10 protein-coding genes are annotated in these 17,540 nt (G+C 71.9%); 6 read left to right on the forward strand and 4 right to left on the reverse strand.

The annotated features are described in order from the left end of the window. Positions 1-87: 87 nt before the first annotated feature. The 4 genes from PKD06_RS11695 to PKD06_RS11710 all read left to right on the forward strand — a co-directional run bounded on the left by PKD06_RS11695 (position 88) and on the right by PKD06_RS11710 (position 6,082). Positions 88-1,326, forward strand: coding sequence for a CoA transferase (locus tag PKD06_RS11695; RefSeq protein ID WP_324380359.1), 1,239 nt, complete (start codon positions 88-90; stop codon positions 1,324-1,326). Further along, on the forward strand, positions 1,323-2,216 hold the full coding sequence (locus PKD06_RS11700; RefSeq protein WP_324380360.1) for a CoA ester lyase: 894 nt from the start codon (positions 1,323-1,325) through the stop codon (positions 2,214-2,216). Before PKD06_RS11695 ends, PKD06_RS11700 begins: the two co-directional genes overlap by 4 nt. 232 nt (positions 2,217-2,448) lie before the next feature. Continuing rightward, positions 2,449-4,125 carry a 2-isopropylmalate synthase gene (gene leuA, locus PKD06_RS11705; protein WP_324380367.1) on the forward strand — a complete coding sequence of 559 codons (1,677 nt, stop codon included), beginning with the start codon at positions 2,449-2,451 and terminating at the stop codon, positions 4,123-4,125. A gap of 277 nt (positions 4,126-4,402) precedes the next feature. Beyond that, on the forward strand, positions 4,403-6,082 hold the full coding sequence (locus tag PKD06_RS11710; RefSeq protein ID WP_324380361.1) for a GMC family oxidoreductase N-terminal domain-containing protein: 1,680 nt from the start codon (positions 4,403-4,405) through the stop codon (positions 6,080-6,082). A gap of 15 nt (positions 6,083-6,097) precedes the next feature. Here the strand turns inward: PKD06_RS11710 and PKD06_RS11715 are convergent, their stop codons facing one another. From PKD06_RS11715 to PKD06_RS11730, 4 genes are all read right to left on the reverse strand, one after another. Next, positions 6,098-7,120: a TIGR01620 family protein gene (locus PKD06_RS11715; RefSeq protein WP_324380362.1), complete on the reverse strand. Its 1,023-nt coding sequence runs from the start codon at positions 7,118-7,120 to the stop codon at positions 6,098-6,100. Between the two features lie 10 nt (positions 7,121-7,130). Further along, positions 7,131-8,528, reverse strand: a complete 1,398-nt coding sequence (locus tag PKD06_RS11720; RefSeq protein ID WP_324380368.1) for a YcjX family protein — start codon at positions 8,526-8,528, stop codon at positions 7,131-7,133. A 127-nt stretch (positions 8,529-8,655) separates the two neighbouring features. Beyond that, entirely contained in the window at positions 8,656-9,765 is a 1,110-nt protein-coding gene (locus tag PKD06_RS11725) for a hypothetical protein (RefSeq protein ID WP_324380363.1), read from the reverse strand. Beyond that, positions 9,762-10,256, reverse strand: coding sequence for a histidine phosphatase family protein (locus PKD06_RS11730; protein WP_324380364.1), 495 nt, complete (start codon positions 10,254-10,256; stop codon positions 9,762-9,764). Before PKD06_RS11730 ends, PKD06_RS11725 begins: the two co-directional genes overlap by 4 nt. 196 nt (positions 10,257-10,452) lie before the next feature. Here PKD06_RS11730 and PKD06_RS11735 point away from each other — a divergent pair, with 196 nt between their 5' ends. Both PKD06_RS11735 and pbpC read left to right on the forward strand, forming a co-directional pair. Then, positions 10,453-15,738, forward strand: a complete 5,286-nt coding sequence (locus PKD06_RS11735) for an alpha-2-macroglobulin (protein WP_324380365.1) — start codon at positions 10,453-10,455, stop codon at positions 15,736-15,738. An 11-nt stretch (positions 15,739-15,749) separates the two neighbouring features. Continuing rightward, on the forward strand, positions 15,750-17,540 hold a 1,791-nt coding region (gene pbpC, locus PKD06_RS11740; RefSeq protein ID WP_324380366.1), incomplete at its 3' end, for a penicillin-binding protein 1C.

The following is a 17,540-nucleotide window of genomic DNA, read 5'->3' on the forward strand; positions in this document are numbered from 1 at the left end:
GCGGGCGAAGCTTTCATCGCCCGCCTGATCGCGCAGATGTCGGCCTGACCCCCGTCAGGCCGGCCCCCTCCCCCCCGACCCCCGCCGATGCCGGACACCCCTCTCCCCAAGGCGGATTACACGCCCGAGGCCCGAGGCCCGCTGACGGGCCTGCGGGTGATCGATCTCTCGCGCCTCGTCGCAGGCAACCTGCTCACCCAGCACCTCGCCGATTTCGGCGCCGACGTGATCAAGGTCGAGCCGCGCGACGGCGACACCCTGCGCGGCTGGCGCGTCCGGGGCGTCGAGACGACCTGGAAGGTCCATTCCCGCAACAAGCGCAGCCTGTGCCTCGATTTCCGCCATCCGGGCGCCGTGCCGCTGCTGCGCCGGCTGGTCCCTGGCGCCGCGATGCTGATCGAGAGCTTCCGCTCGGGCACGCTGGAGAAGATGGGCCTCTCCCCGGCCGAATTGCACGCGCTGGAGCCGAGGCTCGTGATCGTGCGCATTTCCGGCTGGGGCCAGACGGGGCCGTATCGCCGCAGGCCGGGCTTCGGCACGCTCGTCGAGGGCTTCTCGGGCTTCGCCGCCATGAACGGCTTTGCCGACCGCGAGCCCGTCCTGCCGCCGATGTATCTCGCCGACGGGATCGCGGGCCTGACCGGCGCCTTCGCCGCCATGGCGGCGCTCCGCGAGGTCGAGGTCAATGGCGGCCGGGGACAGGTGATCGACCTGCCGCTGCTCGATCCGATCTTCAACGCGCTCGGGCCCCAGGCGGCCAATTACCGGCTCACCGGCAAGGTCAAGCCGCGCACCGGCAGCCGCTCGAGCGGCTCGGTGCCCCGCAACGTCTACCGCGCGAGCGACGGCGGCTATGTCTGCCTGTCGGGCTCGACCCAGGGCATGGCCATGCGGGTGCTGCGCGCCATCGGCCGGCCGGAGCTGTGCGACGATCCCCGCTTCGCCACCAACGAGCAGCGCCTCGTCCATGTCGAGGAACTCGACCGCATCATCGGCGACTTCGTCGCGACCCGCACGGTGGACGAGAACGTCGCCTTCTTCGAGGAGGCCGAGGTCACGATCGGCCCGGTCAACGACATCGCCCGCTTCATGGCCGATCCGCATGTCCATGCCCGCGCCCTGCTCGCGGACTACCCGGACGAGGACATGGAGAGCTTCCCCATGCATGCGGTGCCGGTGCGGCTGTCCGAAACGCCGGGCAGCATCCGCACGCCCGCGCCCCGGCTGGGAGACCATACGCGCGAGGTCCTGGCCGAGGCGGGGCTCGACGAGGCCGAGATCGCAGCGGCCCTGGCCTCGGGCGCCGTCAAGGAGACGAAAGCATGAGCGCGGTCGCGAAATTCCCCGTCTGGCGCTCGGCGCTCTTCGTGCCGGCCAATGTCGAGCGCTTCGTCGCCAAGGCGACGGAGCGGGGCGCCGACGCGCTCATCATCGACCTCGAGGATTCGATCCCGCTCGCCCAGAAGGAGGCGGCGCGCGCCCTCGTGCCCGGCATCGTCGAGCGCTTCCGGGCGAAGGGACGCTCCGACGTCATGGTGCGCATCAACCAGCCGCTCGAACTCGCCGTGCGCGACCTCGAGGCGGCCGTGATCGCGGGCGTGGACGCGATCAAGGTCACGAAAGTCGAGGGGCCGGAGCATCTGAGGCTCCTCGACGAGATGGTCGCGCGGCTGGAGGCGCAGCGCGGCCTGCCGGTCGGCAAGATCTGGTTCATCGGCCTGATCGAGGCGCCGGGCCCGCTCGCCCGCGCCCACGAGATCGCGCGCGCGACGCCCCGCCTCGCGGGCATCTCGCTCGGCGCGGAGGATTACGCGACCGCCATCGGCGCCAAGCCCTCCGAGGACACGATGTTCGTGCCCAAGCAGCAGCTCATCCAGGCCGCCGCGGCCGCCGGCATCCTGCCGCTCGGCACCATCGGCTCTGTGGCCGATTTCTCCGATCTCGAAGGATATGCCCGCATCGTGCGGCGCTCGGCAGATTTCGGCTTCGTGGGCGCGGCCTGCATCCATCCGAACCTGGTGCCGATCCTCAATGCCGGCTTCAGCCCCTCCGAGGAGGAGGTGAGGCAGGCCGAGCGCATCGTGGGGCTCGACCGCGAGGCCGCGGCGGCGGGGCGCGCCTCCTTCGCCGTGGACGGGAAGATGATCGACATCCCGATCGTGCAGCGCGCCGAGGCGCTGCTCGCCCGCGCCGCCGCGATCAGGGCGCGGGGCTGACCAGCCCGCGGCGCCCTGGCGCGAAGTTCCGGGTTGATCTGCGCGCGCGGCTCTGTTTTACGTGGCTCCATGCGATTTCGGTCCGCCATCCTGGGCCTGACCCTTCGACTTAGCTGCCCGGCGCTGTGAGCGCGCCGGGGATTTGAGCTTGTCCATCGCATCGCGGCGCCTCGGCCCCTGAAGAAGCAGGGCCGGCTGCCGCCCTCATTGCAAGGGTCTTTCCATGTCCACCATGCCGATTTCCAAATACCAGGCCTATGCGCCGGTCCCGCTGCCCGACCGCCGCTGGCCCTCCCAGGTTCTCACCAAGGCCCCGATCTGGTGCTCGGTCGATCTGCGCGACGGCAACCAGGCGCTCGTCGAGCCCATGGGCGTCGAGCGCAAGAACCGGATGTTCAACCTGCTCGTGAAGATGGGCTTCAAGGAGATCGAGGTCGCCTTTCCGGCCGCCTCGCAGACCGATTTCGACTTCGTGCGCTCCATCATCGAGGATGGCGCCGTCCCGGACGACGTGGCGATCCAGGTCCTCACCCAGTGCCGGCCCGAGCTGATCGAGCGCACCTTCGAGGCGGTGCGAGGAGCGAGGAACGTCATCCTGCATTTCTACAACTCGACCTCCACGCTCCAGCGCGAGGTCGTCTTCCGCTCCGACCGCGCGGGCATCCGGAAGATCGCGACCGATGCCGCGCAGATGGTCCGGGACCTGGCCGCGACGGCGCCGGAGACCAATTTCGTCTTCCAGTATTCGCCGGAGAGCTTCACCGGCACGGAGCTCGATTACGCGCTCGAGATCTGCGAGGCGGTGAAGGCGGTCATCCGCCCCACCCCGCAGAAGAAGCTGATCCTGAACCTGCCCGCGACCGTCGAGATGGCCACGCCCAACGTCCATGCCGACCAGTTCGAATGGTTCGGGCGCCACATCTCCGACCGCGACAGCGTGCTGCTGTCGGTCCACCCGCATAACGACCGCGGGACGGCGGTGGCCGCGGCAGAACTCGCCCTGATGGCGGGGGCGGACCGCGTCGAGGGCACGCTGTTCGGCAATGGCGAGCGGACGGGCAATGTCGACATCGTGACGATGGCGCTCAACCTGTTCACCCAGGGCATCGATCCCGAGCTCGACCTGCACGACATCAACGAGATCCGCAACGTCGCCGAATATTGCACGCAACTGCCGATCCACGAGCGCCATCCCTATGTCGGCGACCTCGTCTACACGGCCTTTTCCGGCTCCCACCAGGACGCCATCAAGAAGGGGTTCGAGGCGCAGAAGACCCGCAACGCGCCGCTCTTCCAGGTGCCCTACCTGCCGATCGACCCCAAGGACGTGGGCCGCGACTACGAGGCGGTGATCCGCATCAACTCGCAATCGGGCAAGGGCGGCATCGCCTATATCCTCCAGGCCGATCACGGCCTCAGCCTGCCGCGCCCCCTCCAGATCGAGTTCTCCCGCATCGCGCAGGAGCAGATGGACGAGGACGGCAAGGAGCTGACGAGCGCCTCCCTGTGGAGCTTGTTCGGCCGGACCTATCTCCTGACCGGGGCGCCGCTGGAGCTCGTCGCGCACAAGACCTATCCTACCTCCGAGGGCACGCGCACGCTGACCGCGGACCTGAAGCAGCGGGACGGCACGATCCGCACGATCGAGGGGCTGGGCAACGGGCCGGTCGACGCCTTCGTGGATGCGCTGAAGCGCAGCTACGGGGTCGAGTTCTCGCTCGTCGATTACCACGAGCACGCCGTCGGGCGCGGCGCCAACGCCACGGCCGCCTGCTACGTCCAGCTCGAGGATGCGCAGGGGCGCACGGTGCACGGGGTCGGCATGGACCCGAACATCGTCATGGCCTCGCTCAAGGCCGTCCTCAGCGGCGTGCAGAGGATCATGGCCGAAGCCGGCTCCCGGGGATAGGCTTCCCGCCTCCCCCTGTCATCCCCGGCCCGAAGGCGCGGGAAGGGATCCAGGCCGTCTGCGAGCCCTCTGGATCCCCTTCCCCTCCGCTTCGCTCCGGCCGGGGATGACATAAGGGGGCGCGGCTGGAAGAAGAGCCCGTTCGGCGATATGCATGGCGTCCGGGGAGGGCGCGTTTCCGCGCCGGGCCGGGGTCGATCATGCAGCTTTGGCGGAACAGCATCCCGAGAGACGCCGCTTTCGCCATGCCGGCCGCGCGCTGAGCGGAGGCCGGGACATGCCGTCCGAATCGTTCGACTATATCGTCGTGGGCGCCGGCTCGGCCGGCTGCCTCCTGGCCAACCGCCTGAGCAAGGATCCCGCGAAGCGCGTCCTGCTGCTCGAAGCCGGCCGGCCCGACACCTATCCCTGGATCCACATCCCCGTCGGCTATCTCTACTGCATCGGCAATCCGCGCACCGACTGGCTCTACCAGACCGAGCCCGAGGCCGGGCTGAACGGGCGCTCGCTGCGCTATCCGCGCGGCAAGACGCTCGGCGGCTGCTCGTCGATCAACGGCATGATCTACATGCGCGGCCAGGCCCGCGACTATGACGGCTGGGCGCGGCTGACCGGGGACGAGTCCTGGAGCTGGGCAAGCTCGCTGCCCGATTTCATGGCGCACGAGGACCATTACAAGCTCGACGGAGGCGCCGATCCGACCACCGGCGGCAACAGCCGCTTCTCCGACCTGCACGGCCATGGCGGCGAATGGCGGCGGGCGGAGGAGCGGCTGCGCCGGGGGGTCCTCGACGACGTCGCCACCGCCCTGACCGAGGCCGGCTTCGAGCGTACCGACGACTTCAACTCGGGCGACAATGCCGGGGTCGGCTATTTCGAGGTCAACCAGAAATCCGGCTGGCGCTGGAGCACCGCCAAGGGATTCCTGCGCCCGGCCCGGACCCGCTCCAACCTGACGGTCTGGACGCAGGCGCAGGTCGAGCGCCTCGTCTTCGAGACGGGGCCGGACGGAGCGCGGCGTTGCGCCGGGGCCGTGGTGCGGCGGGGCGGGCAGGCCGTCACGGTCGGGGAGGCCGTCACGGTTCGGGCCTCGCGAGAGGTGATCCTGTCGGCGGGCGCGATCGGCTCGCCGCAGATCCTCCAGCTCTCGGGCATCGGCCCGGCGGACAGGCTGCGGGCGCTCGGGATCGAGACGGTGCTGGATTCGCCGGGCGTCGGCGAGAACCTCCAGGATCACCTCCAGATCCGGGCGATCTTCAACATCCAGGGCACGCTGACCCTGAACACCCTGGTCGGGACCCTCTTCGGCAAGGCGAGGATCGGCCTCGAATACGCGCTGCGCCGGTCGGGGCCGATGAGCATGGCGCCGAGCCAGCTCGGCGCCTTCACGCGCTCCGACCCCTCGCGCAGCCACGCCAATCTCGAATATCACGTGCAGCCGCTGAGCCTCGACGCCTTCGGAGAGCCCCTGCATCCGTTTCCTGCCATCACCGCGAGCGTCTGCAACCTCAACCCGACCAGCCGCGGCTCCGTCCATATCCGCTCGAGCCGCCCGGACGACGCGCCGATGATCGCGCCCAACTACCTGTCGACCGACGAGGACCGCCTGGTCGCCGCGGCGAGCCTGCGGCAGGTGCGCCGCATCCTGGCCCAGCCCGCACTCGCGAAATACAAGCCGGAGGAATGGAAGCCGGGAATCCGGTTCCAGACCGACGAGGAGCTGGCGAGGCTCGCGGGGGATATCGCCAGCACGATCTTCCATCCGGTGGGCACGGCGAAGATGGGGCGCGAGGACGACCCCATGGCCGTCCTCGACAGCCGGCTCAGGGTGCGGGGGCTCGCGGGGCTGCGCGTCGTCGATGCCAGCGTCATGCCGCAGATCACGAGCGGCAACACCAACGCGCCGACCCTGATGATCGCCGAGAAGGCGGCCCGCTGGATCACGGGCGCCGCCTGAGGCGGCCGGGATCATTCAGGCGGCCGGGCCCTGCCCCTCGCGGCTCAGGAGGTCGCCCGCGACGTCGGCGAGGCGGGGCGGGGTCTCGCGGATATAGGGGAGAGGCCGGCAGACCTCGATCGCCGCGAGGCCGAAGCGGGCCGTCATGAGGCCGTTCAGCACGCCCTCCCCCAGCCGGGCCGAGATGCGCGCGGCGACCCCGTGCCCGAGCACCTGCTGGACGAGCCCGTCGCCGAGGGCGGCGCCGCCGGTCACGGCGAGATGGTTCACGGTCGCGCGGAAGAGGCGGAAGAAGCCGAGCCATCCCGGCCGCCCGCCATAGATCCCCGCGATGCGCCGCAGGAGGCGCGCGGCGGCATAGATTACGAAGGCGATGTCGATCAGGGCGCGCGGGCTGATCGCGGTGACGAGCGAGACCTGCCGCGCCGCGGCCGCGACGGCCCGCGTCGCCGCCTCGTCGAGAGGCGCGACCAGGGTCCGCTCGGCGAGGGCGAGGCGGTCCTCGGCCTCCATGATCTCGCCCTCGACCGATTCGACGCTGGGGCCCGCGCCGGCGCGGGCCTTCCCCTTCGCGCTGGCCGCGAGGTCTCGCGCGACGGCCCGGGCCTCCTCGCCGTCGCGATGGGCGAGGGCGTCGGCGGCGCGGCGGCGCAACTCCTCGACCCTCCGCTCGCGCAGCACGCCCGCGATCTCGCGCCCGGCAATGACGGCGAGCGAGAGGCAGGCGAGCGCCGTCAGCACGACCGCGAGCCAGCCGAGCCAGGGGGAGGTCTGGAAGAGGTCGAGGATCAGCTTGTGGATCGCGACGCCGATCCCGAGGCTGACGAGCCCCGACAGGGCGGAGAAGAACAAGGCCCCCCAGCGCGAGCGCGACCGCGGCGCGGGCAGGACCGGCACGCCGTCCGCCGCCTCGATGGCCTCCATCGGCTCCTGCGTCACGATCACCCGCGCCGCCTCCGTCGTCGCGGCGGGGGTGTCGGGCGTCACCGTGACCGTGCCGGGCTCGTCGAGCCGGAAGGCGCGCGGTCGGCTGCTCATCGGGTTCTCCTCATGCGAGCCTGTCCCCGATCAGGAAGTCCAGCGCGCGGTCGAGCCGGATATGGGGCAGGACCCCGACCCGCCCGGCCGCATCCACCGGGACCGGGGGCGGACGGAAGCGGGGAAAGCGCAAGGATCCCGGCTCCAGCGCGCCGCGGAAGACGGCTTCCGGGTCCTCCGGCAATTCGCCGGGGAAGATCGCCGCCTCGGTCCTGCCGTCGAAGACCTCGCCGCCGACCACCTCGCCCGCCTCCGGCGTGCCTGCCACGGCCCTGAGCGTCGTGCGCCCTTCGAGCACCGTCGTCTCGCGGGTCGCGCGGACGGAGGCCAGCGCGACGCTGCCGACCTTCGCCCCCGCCCCCTCGCTGCGCCGCACCGCGCGGGAGACGAGAAGGCGCAGGAGCCGCTCCAGCCTGTCGTGGCTCGTATGATGGATATGGTCGGCCTTGGTGGCCGCGAAGAGCACGCGCTCGGCCCGCGGCGCGAAGAGGCGGGACAGGAAGGTGTTGCGCCCGGCATTGAAGGCGAGCAGCACGCGGTCGAGCGCGGTTTCCAGCTCCGCCAGGGCCGCGGGCCCGGCATCCACCGCCGCCAGCACGTCGACCAGCACGATCTGCCGCTCGATCCGCTGGAAATGGTCGCGGAAGAAGGGACCCACCACCCGCGACTTGTAGGATTCGTAGCGCCGCTCCATCAGCGCGGCGAGCGAGCCGGGCGCCGGGGCCGCGTCGGAGGGCAGGTCGAGGGGCGCGAAGGTGAGGGCCGGCGAGCCCGCGAGGTCGCCCGGCATGAGGAAGCGGCCCGGAGGCGTCGTCGCGACGGCCTCGGGCTCGGCCCGCAGCGCCAGGAGATAAGTGCGGAACGCCTCCGCCAGCCTCGCCGCGCGGGCCTCGTCGGCCGGCTCCGCCGGATCGGCCTCGGCCAGGGCCGCGAGCCAGGGCGCCGCGAGGGCCGCGCGGCCCGGCTGGCGGCTCCCGGCCACGCTCTCGCGCGACCATTCGGCGAAGCTCCGGTCGAGAAGGGCGAGATCCAGCAGCCATTCGCCGGGATAGTCGACGATATCGAGCGTCAGCCCGGCCGGGCCGCTGCGCCAGCCCGCCCGGCGCTCGTAATCCAGCTCGAGCCGCAATTCGGCGATGCGGTTCGTCGAGGCGGGCCAGAGGCGATCCTCCGCGATCCGCGCCAGATGCGCCTCGAAGGGGAAACGCGGAACGTCGTCGTCGGGCTGCGGGGCGAGGCGGGCGCGCCGAATCCGGCCCTCCGCGGCGGGCCGGAAGGCGGGCAGCGGCGAATGGCGCACGAGATGATGAACGAGGGCGGTCGTGAAGACGGTCTTGCCCGAGCGCGACAGGCCGGTGACGCCGAGCCGGAGCCGCGGGGAGAGGAGATCCTGCCCGATCGAGCGCAACGAATGGGCGGCGCCGGCGGTTCTGTCGACGAGATCGGTCAGGAAGGACAAGCGTCACCGCGGCAGGACGAGGGGCAGCCATGGTATGGTGAGCCACGGCCGCGGGCGCAACCGGAAGGGCGCCCGCCTATGGCTTCCCCGTATCCATGAGATGGTTCTGCTCCTGCCGGGCGGCGGCCTCGCGCGCGGCCTCTTCCGCAAGCCTCGCCTTCAGCCGGTCGATGGCACCCTCGGCGAGGGTCGGCCCGGCATGGAGATAGCCCAGCTCGACGGCGGACATCGCCACCATGACCGGCAGCAGGTTGACGGTCGGCTGCCCGGCTTCGTCGAAGAGCTTGAGATCGCTGCCGGGCTGCATCCCGAGCGCCCGCGAGATGGCGGAAGCGTAAGCCTGGATGCGCCCCTCCTCGGAGCCGCAGAAGGAGGGGATCGGGGCCGCCGCGAGGCTGCGGACCTCGGCCGGGCGGCGGGGAGCGGCGAGGGGCTTCGCCTTGGCGCGAGGCGCCGGCTGGTGCGAGGCGAAGGCGGCGGAGGGCCGCCCGCGCTCCCCGCCCCCGGACGTCAGGCTCGGGACGCGATAGCTCGGCATGGGCGGCATCGGCACGATCGAGACGCGGATGCGCCCGCCCGGCGGCGCCTTGATCGCGACGCCTTTCGGCGTCCGCGTCACGGTCGGGCGGCCGGCGGGCAAGCCGGCCCGGCGGCCGCCCGTCGAGGCGAGGTAGCGGGCCCGCAAGGTCCCGGCGAGGCCGCCGACCGCGAGGGCCACGGACATGCCGCCGATGCCGATGCGGCATTCGGCGGGCGCCCAGCGGCGCACGATGTCGAGGGCCGACTTGCGGCCGAGCGAGACGTAATAGGTGCGCAGCAGGGAGGCGGCGGCATCCGCCCCCGCCTCCGTCGAGGCGAAGGCCGTGTGCCCCTCCTCGTCGCCGCCGATCTCGCCCGGCCAGCGCGCCCGCTTGATGCACCAGGGATTGTTGAGCCGCACGCAGCGCGCGACCACCGGCCGGCCGAGATCGAGCCAGGCGGCGACGGCGGCGAGCGGGGCAGGCTCCAGGGTCCGCAGGGTTCCCTCGCGCCAGGTCGTGACGCTCTTCTCCTCGGCGCGATAGCTCGCCTCGCCGGGCGGCCCGAGCCGGGGCAGGGACAGGTCGGGCCGCGGCAGGGCCGGAAGTCCCGCCGGAAGTCCTCCCTGGAGAAGGCCCGAAACGGCGAGAACGGCGAAGGCGATCATGGCCCTCCTCCCCGCGCCGCCGGGGGGAGGACCGAGACGAGGCGTCCGTCTCCCGCCCGCACGTCCCGCCAGTGCGGCACATCCCATTCGGCGAGGACGAGGCCCGCCGTCGGCAGGGAGCGCAGCGGGTGTTCCGGCGCGCGCAGGGAAGCGGCGAAATCCTCGAGACCCGGATTGTGCCCGACCAGGACCGCGAATTGCACCTTCTCCGGCAGGGCCTGGACGAGGCGCAGCAGGGCGCGCGCGCTCGCCTCGTAGATCGCCTCCTCGATGCGGACGGGAACCCGCGGCAGGCCGGCGAGCGCCCAGGTCTCCCGCGTCCGTGCGGCGGGAGAAACGAGGGCGAGATCGGGCGCCGGGTCGAGGGCCGCGAGACGGAGGGCGAGAAGGGCCATGTCGCTGCGGCCCCTCTCCGCCAGGACGCGGTCGAAATCGTTCATCGTCCCGTGCGGGACGGCCTTGGCGTGACGCAGCAGACAGAGACGCTTCAAGACACCACCCCGCCGGCGCCTCCGTCGCGAGGCCCCCACCAGACCGGGGAACGGCCGAGCCCGCCCTCCGGTTTCCCGCGGCATTTGGGCGCCGCATCGATTCGCTCTAGAAACATCCGCGAAATCAAGCTGCCAAGATCACCCCGCTAAACGCTGGGATACCCGCATCCGATTCAGCCGCAGGTCAGGAGCCTTCATGCCCGCATCTCGTCTCCGCTCCCTGGCGCAGGCCGGCCTCCTGGCCCTGGCCTTGTGCTCGGCCTCGACCGCGGCGCTCGCGCAGAAGAGCTATGTGCGCGACAACCTCGCGAGCGAAGGCATCCGGCTGGAGGACCAGTTCAAGCGGACGGAGCGGGCCAGCCCCAACGCCGCGCAGGCGCGGCGCGACGGCGAGGCCGCGCTCGGGCGGGGCGATGCGCGGCGCGCCCTCGCCCTCTTCACCGGCGCGATCGTCGCCGATCCGAAGTCAGGTGCGGCATGGGAGGGCTATGCGCGCGCCGCGATCGCCGTGGACACGAACAATTACGGCGAGCGCTACACCTTGCGCGAGCGCGCCACCATCGCCGCCTACGTCGCCTACCAGCGCGCGGCGAGCCGGGCGGACGAGGCGCGGGCCCTTGCCCTTCTCGGCGAGGTCTACGCTCTCGGCGAATACTGGCGCTCCTCGCTCGACGCCTATCGCGCCAGCCTGCAACTGGCCGATGTCGCCGATATCCGCGCGACCTACGAGGACCTGCGCGCCAAGCACGGCTTCCGCATCACCGACTACAAGGTCGATTCGGATTCGGCGGCGCCCCGCGCCTGCTTCCAGTTCTCCGAGGCGCTTGCGGGCGGGCGGACGGACTTCACGCCCTTCGTCGCCGTCTCGGGCACGGCCAATGCCGCCGTCACGACCGAAGGCCAGGAGCTTTGCGTCGACGGCCTCAAGCACGGCCAGAAATACGCGATCGTGCTGCGCCAGGGCCTGCCCTCGGCGGTCGGCGAGTCCCTGCTGAAATCGGCCGATTACGACATCTACGTGAAGGACCGCTCCCCGCAGGTGCGCTTCACGGGCAGGAACTACGTCCTGCCGAAGACGGGCCAGGAGGGCATCCCGGTCGTCTCCGTCAATGCGTCCGAGGCGCAGGTCGAGATCTTCCGCATCGGCGACCGCAGCCTCCTGCCGACCGTGCGCGGCGACGATTTCCTGAGCCAGCTCTCGAAATACCAGGCCGGCCGGATCGCGCGCGAGAAGGGCGTCAAGATCTGGACCGGCCGCCTCGCCATGGCGAGCGAATTGAACCGGGACGTCGTCACCGCCTTCCCCATCGCCAAGGCCATCCCGAAGATGGAGCCCGGCATCTACGTGATGACCGCGATCCCGGCCGGCAGCGAGGCGGAGCCCCAGCCCTCCGCCGACGACGAGCCGAGCTACGACGAGACGAAGCGCTCGACGCAATGGTTCGTGGTCTCCGATCTCGGCCTCACCGCGCTCAAGGGCAATGACGGCATCGCCGTGATCGCCCGCTCGCTCGCGACCGGCCAGCCGGTGCGGGATGTCGAGGTGCGGCTCGTCGCCCGCAACAACGAGGTGCTGGCCACCAGGACCACCGACGCCTCCGGCCGGGTCCAGTTCGATCCGGGCCTTGCGCGCGGCGAGGGCGGCATGGCGCCCGGCCTCGTCGTCGCGACGCTCGGCATGGCGGCGGGGCTCGCATCCGGCCAGAGCCCGGCTGCGAATTTCGACTACGGCTTCCTTGATCTCGGCGGCGCGCCCTTCGACCTCAGCGACCGCGGCGTGAAGGGGCGCGCCGTGGCGGGCGGCATGGAGGCGTTCCTCTATACGGAGCGCGGCGTCTACCGCTCCGGCGAGACGGTGAACCTGACCGCGCTCCTGCGCGATTCGCGCGGCGTCGCGGCCTCGGGCTCGCCCCTGACCCTCGTCATGCGCCGCCCCGACGGCGTCGAGTACAAGCGCGACCAGGTCGCCGATATGGGCCTCGGCGGGCGGGCCTGGAGCGTGTCGCTCCTGAACGGGGCGCAGCGCGGCACCTGGCGCGCCCTCGCCTATCTCGATCCGAAGGGCAAGCCGGTCGGCGAGGCGAGCTTCCTCGTCGAGGATTACGTGCCCGAGCGGCTGGAGCTGACCCTCGCCCCGCGGGCGCCCGCGCTCCGTCCGGGCGAGCCGGCCCAGATCGACCTCTCCGCCCGCTATCTCTACGGCGCGCCGGGCGCCGGGCTCGAAATCACCGGCGAGGTGGTCGTGCAGGCGGCCGCGTCTTCCGGCATCAAGGGGCTCGACGGCTTCGAGGTCGGGCTGTCGGAAGAGACGATCGAATCCTCGACCGTCGAGATGGAGGAGAAGGCCGAGACCGGCCCGAACGGCAAAGCCGTCGTGACGGTCCCGATCCAGGCCGTTGCCGCGCCCCGGCCGACCGAGGCCAAGATCACCTTGCGCGTCGCCGAGCCCGGCGGGCGCGCCATCGAGCGCAACCTCACCCTGCCGATCCTGCCGGAAGGCCCGGTCCTCGGCGTGAAGAAGACCTTCGGCGACCTCGGCGAGGGCGCGAACGCAACTTTCGACGTGGTCCTCGCCGATCCCGACGGCACGCGCCTCGCGCGCCAGAACGTCGGCTGGTCGCTCTACCGGGTCGAGCGCAGCTACCAGTGGTTCAACTCGGACGGCCGCTGGGGCTACGAGCCGGTGAAATCCACCCGCCGCGTGGCGGACGGGCGCCTCGACCTCGCCGCAAGCGAGCCGGGCCATATCTCTGCCCCGGTGAAATGGGGCACCTACCGCCTCGACCTCTCCGCCGACGGCATCTCGACGGCCCGCACCTCGATCACCTTCTCGGTCGGCTATTCCGGCGAGCAGACCGCCGACACGCCGGACCTGCTCGAAATCTCGCTCGACAAGGCGTCCTACACGTTGGGCGAGACGATGCGGGCGCAAGTCAAGCCGCGCTTCGCGGGCCGCGTCACGCTCGCCGTCATGACCGACGCCGTGCAGGAGATCCGCGAGGTCGACCTGCCGGCCGAGGGCACGACGGTCTCGATCCCGGTCAAGGCCGAATGGGGCGCGGGGGCCTATCTCGTCGCGACCGCCTTCCGACCGCTCGACACGGCACAACGGCGCATGCCCGGACGGGCGCTCGGCCTCGCCTGGTTCTCGATCGACAAGGCCGAGCGCACCCTCGGCGTCTCCCTCGACGTGCCCGAGAAGATGCGCCCGCGCGGCACCTTGCGGGTGCCGGTGAGGCTCGCCGGGCTCCAGGCGGGCGAGGAGGCTTACGTGACGGTCGCGGCCGTCGATGTCGGCATCCTCAACCTGACCCGCTACACGACACCCGACCCGGCCGGCTTCTTCTTCGGCCAGAAGGCGCTCGGCGTCGAGTTGCGCGACCTCTACGGCTACCTGATCGACGGCATGCAAGGCGCGGCCGGCGCGATCCGCTCGGGCGGCGACGCCGAGGCCGGCGGCCTCAACGGCATCCCGCCGACCCAGGAGCCGCTCGCCCGCTATTCGGGCGTGGTCAAGGTCGGCCCGGACGGGACCGCCATTGTCGAGTTCGAGATCCCGGCCTTCAACGGCGCGGTGAAGGTCATGGCCGCGGCCTGGACGAAGAGCCGGGTCGGCTCGGCGGACCGGACCGTGACCGTGCGCGATCCGGTGGTGGTGTCCGGCACGCTGCCGCGCTTCCTCAATATCGGCGACCGCTCGCGCCTGCGCCTCGACCTCGACAATGTCGAGGCCCCGGCGGGCGACTACACGCTCGACCTGAACGTCGCCGGGCCGATCCTCGTCGATGCCGATGCGCTGCGGCGGACGATCCGGCTCGCCCAGGGAGGCAAGGGCGACGTCACGATCCCGATCGCGGCGGCCGGCCTCGGCGACGCGGTGCTCGACATCCGCCTCACGGGCCAGGGGCTCGATCTCGACCAGAGCTTCCGGCTGCGCATCCAGCCGGGAACGGGCTCGCTCGTGCGCCGCACCGTGCGGCCCCTGGAAGCGGGCGGCACGGCCACGATCACGAGCGACCTCCTGGCCGATCTCGTGCCGGGGACGGGGGCGGTCTCCGTCTCGGTCTCGCCGCTGGCCGCGCTCGACGTGCCGGGCCTGCTCCAGGCGCTCGACCGCTTCCCCTATGGCTGCACCGAGCAGACGGTCAGCCGGGCGTTGCCGCTGCTCTATGTCAACCGCCTCGCGACGGCGGAGCATCTGGGCTTCGACGACAAGCTCGACGAGCGCGTCCGCGGCGCCATCGAGCGCGTGCTGACGCGGCAGGATTCGAACGGCGCCTTCGGGCTCTGGAGCGTCAACTCCTCGGAGGATTACTGGCTCGATTCCTACGTGGCTGACTTCCTGACGCGGGCCCGCGAGCAGAAATTCGCGGTGCCGCAGACGGCCTTCACCCTCGTGCTCGACCGGCTGCGCAACTACGTCGCCAACACGACGGAGATCGGCGCGAACGGCGACACGATCGCCTATGCGGCCTATGTCCTGGCCCGGAACGGCCGGCCGGTCGCAGGCGACCTGCGCTACATGGCCGATACCAGGCTCGACGAGTTCAAGACCCCGCTCGCCCGCGCCCAGATCGCCGCCGGCCTCGGACTGATCGGCGACCGGGAGCGCGCACAACGGGTCTTCGCCTCGGCCGTGCAGCTCCTCGAGCGGACCCGCGACGGCGCCACCGCCCGGCCCGACTACGGCACGCGCCTGCGCGACGGCGCCGCCCTTGTCGCCCTCGCCTCCGATACCGGCCTCGGCCGCGACGCGATCGTCCCGATCACCCGCGTGGTCAGCCAGGAGCGCGGCGCGCGCAGCTACACCTCGACTCAGGAGCAGGCGTGGATGATCCTCGCGGCCGAGGCGCTCCAGCGCGACGCCACCGCGATCCAGGTGACGCTGGACGGCCAGCCGGTCCAGGGCTCGCTCTTCCGCACCTTCCGGGGGCCGCGACTCGAGCGCGCGCCGGTCCGGGTCGGCAATGCCGGATCGGCCTCGGCCGAGCTGGTCGTGTCGGTGGCCGGCAATCCGGTCGGGCCCGAGCCCGCCGCCTCGCGCGGCTACGCGGTGGAGCGGAGCTACTACAAGCTCGACGGCACCAAGGTCGATCCGGGCCGCGTGCGCCAGGGCGACCGCCTCGTGACCGTGCTGAAGGTGACCGAGCCGCAGGCGCTCTTCGCCCGCGTGCTGCTGGTCGACTTCCTGCCCGCCGGCTTCGAGATCGACAATCCGAAGCTCGTCGATTCCGGCTCGGTCGCCGGGCTCGACTGGCTCAAGATCGACGTGACGCCGGTGAACGAGGAATATCGCGACGACCGCTTCGTCGCCGCTTTCGACCGCGATCCGTCCCAGAAGGCGACCTGGACCGTGGCCTATACGGTGCGGGCGGTCGCGCCCGGCCGCTACGTCCACCCCGCCGCGACCGTCGAGGATATGTACCGCCCCGACCGCTTCGGCCGCACCGCCTTCGGTTCGGTCGAGGTCACGCCGCGCTAGGGCCATCGACGATGTCGCGGGACGCCGCCGCTCCCCCACCCTCCCCCCGCTTGCGGTGGGGAGGGCCGAGTCGCCCCGCAGGGGCGAACCGGGGCGGGGGGGCTCTCCGCGAATCCTCCGGCCTGGGAGCAGGCGGAGCCGCCCCCCGCCCCGGTCCTCCGCTTCGCTCCGGCTCGGCCCTCCCCGCCGCTTCGCGGGGGGGGGGCAAAAGGTGGCGCCGCCTCGCGCTCGCCGCCGGCCTCTGTGCGGCGGTGCTGCTCGGCGGCGGCGGCCTCGCCCTTTGGCGCTTCGCGGCCTCGCTGCCGCCGCTCGACCTGACCGAGGCGGAGCACCGCTCGGTCATCGTCCTCGACCGGCACGAGAAACTGCTCCGCGCCTTCGCCACCCCCGAGGGGCGCTGGCGGCTGCCGGTCACGCATGAGGAGGTCGATCCGCGCTTCCTCGTCATGCTCAAAGCCTATGAGGACCGCCGCTTCGACAGCCATCGCGGGCTCGATCCGATGGCGCTCGCGCGGGCCACCTGGCAGCTCGCCTGGAACCGGCGCATCGTCTCGGGCGCCTCGACCCTCACCATGCAGGTGGCGCGGCTGCTGGAGCCGCGCGCCGAGCGCACCCTCAAGGCCAAGCTCACCCAGGCCGTCCGCGCGGTCGAGCTGGAAAGCCGCTTCTCCAAGGGCGAGCTGCTCGACCTCTATCTGCGCCTCGCCCCCTATGGCGGCACGCTGGAAGGCGTGCGCGCCGCCTCGCTCTCCTATTTCGGCAAGGAGCCGAAGCGGCTCTCCGTGGGGGAGGCGGCACTCCTCGTCGCGCTGCCGCAATCGCCGGAGGCGCGCCGGCCCGACCGCTCGCCCGAGACCGCCCGGCGGGCCCGCGACCGCGTCCTCGCCCGCGTCCTCGCGGCGGGGGCGATCACGAAACAGGAGGCCGAGGAGGGGCGCGCCGAACGCATCCCGGCCCGCCGCCATGGCTTCCCCATGCATGCGGCGCATGCGGCCGAGCGCGCCCTCGCCGAGCGCCCCGACCTCGCCGTCCACCGCCTCGCGATCGACCGGCGCCAACAGACGGCACTGGAAGCGCTCCTCGCCGAGCGGGTCGAGCAGTTCGGCCCCGCCGCCTCGGGCGCCATCGTCGTGATCGACAACGAGACCGGCGAGGTGCGCACCCGCGTCGGCAGCCCGGCCAAGCTCGCCGCCGAGCGGCGCGGGGCCATCGACATGACGACGGCCTCGCGCTCGCCCGGCTCGGCGCTGAAGCCCTTCATCTACGCCCTCGCCTTCGAGAGCGGCATCGCCCATCCCGAGACGCTCGTCGACGACCGGCCCTCGCGCTGGGGCGCCTATGCGCCGGACAATTTCGACCTCACCTTCCAGGGCACCGTGACCGCGCGGCGCGCGCTGCAATCCTCGCTGAACCTGCCGGCCGTCGAGCTTCTGGGCGCGGTCGGCCCGGCCCGATTCATCGCCCGGCTGCGGCAGGGCGGGGCGGAGATCGCGCTCCCGCCCGACGCGCCGCCCGGCCTCGCGACGGCGCTCGGCGGGCTCGGCATCACCCTGCTCGACCTGACGCGCCTCTATGCCTCCTTCGCGCGTGGCGGCATGGCCCCGCCCCTCGTCACCCGGCTCGATCCGGGCTCGGTCCCGGCGATCGGGGAGACGCGGGTGACCGATCCGGTCCCGGCCTGGTATGTCGCCGACATCCTGCGCGGCGCCCCGCCTCCCGACCATGCGCTCGGCGGCAAGATCGCCTTCAAGACCGGCACCTCCTACGGCTATCGCGACGCCTGGGCGGTGGGATTCGACCGC

This window comes from Enterovirga sp. (assembly GCF_035325185.1).
GTDB lineage: Bacteria > Pseudomonadota > Alphaproteobacteria > Rhizobiales > Beijerinckiaceae > Enterovirga.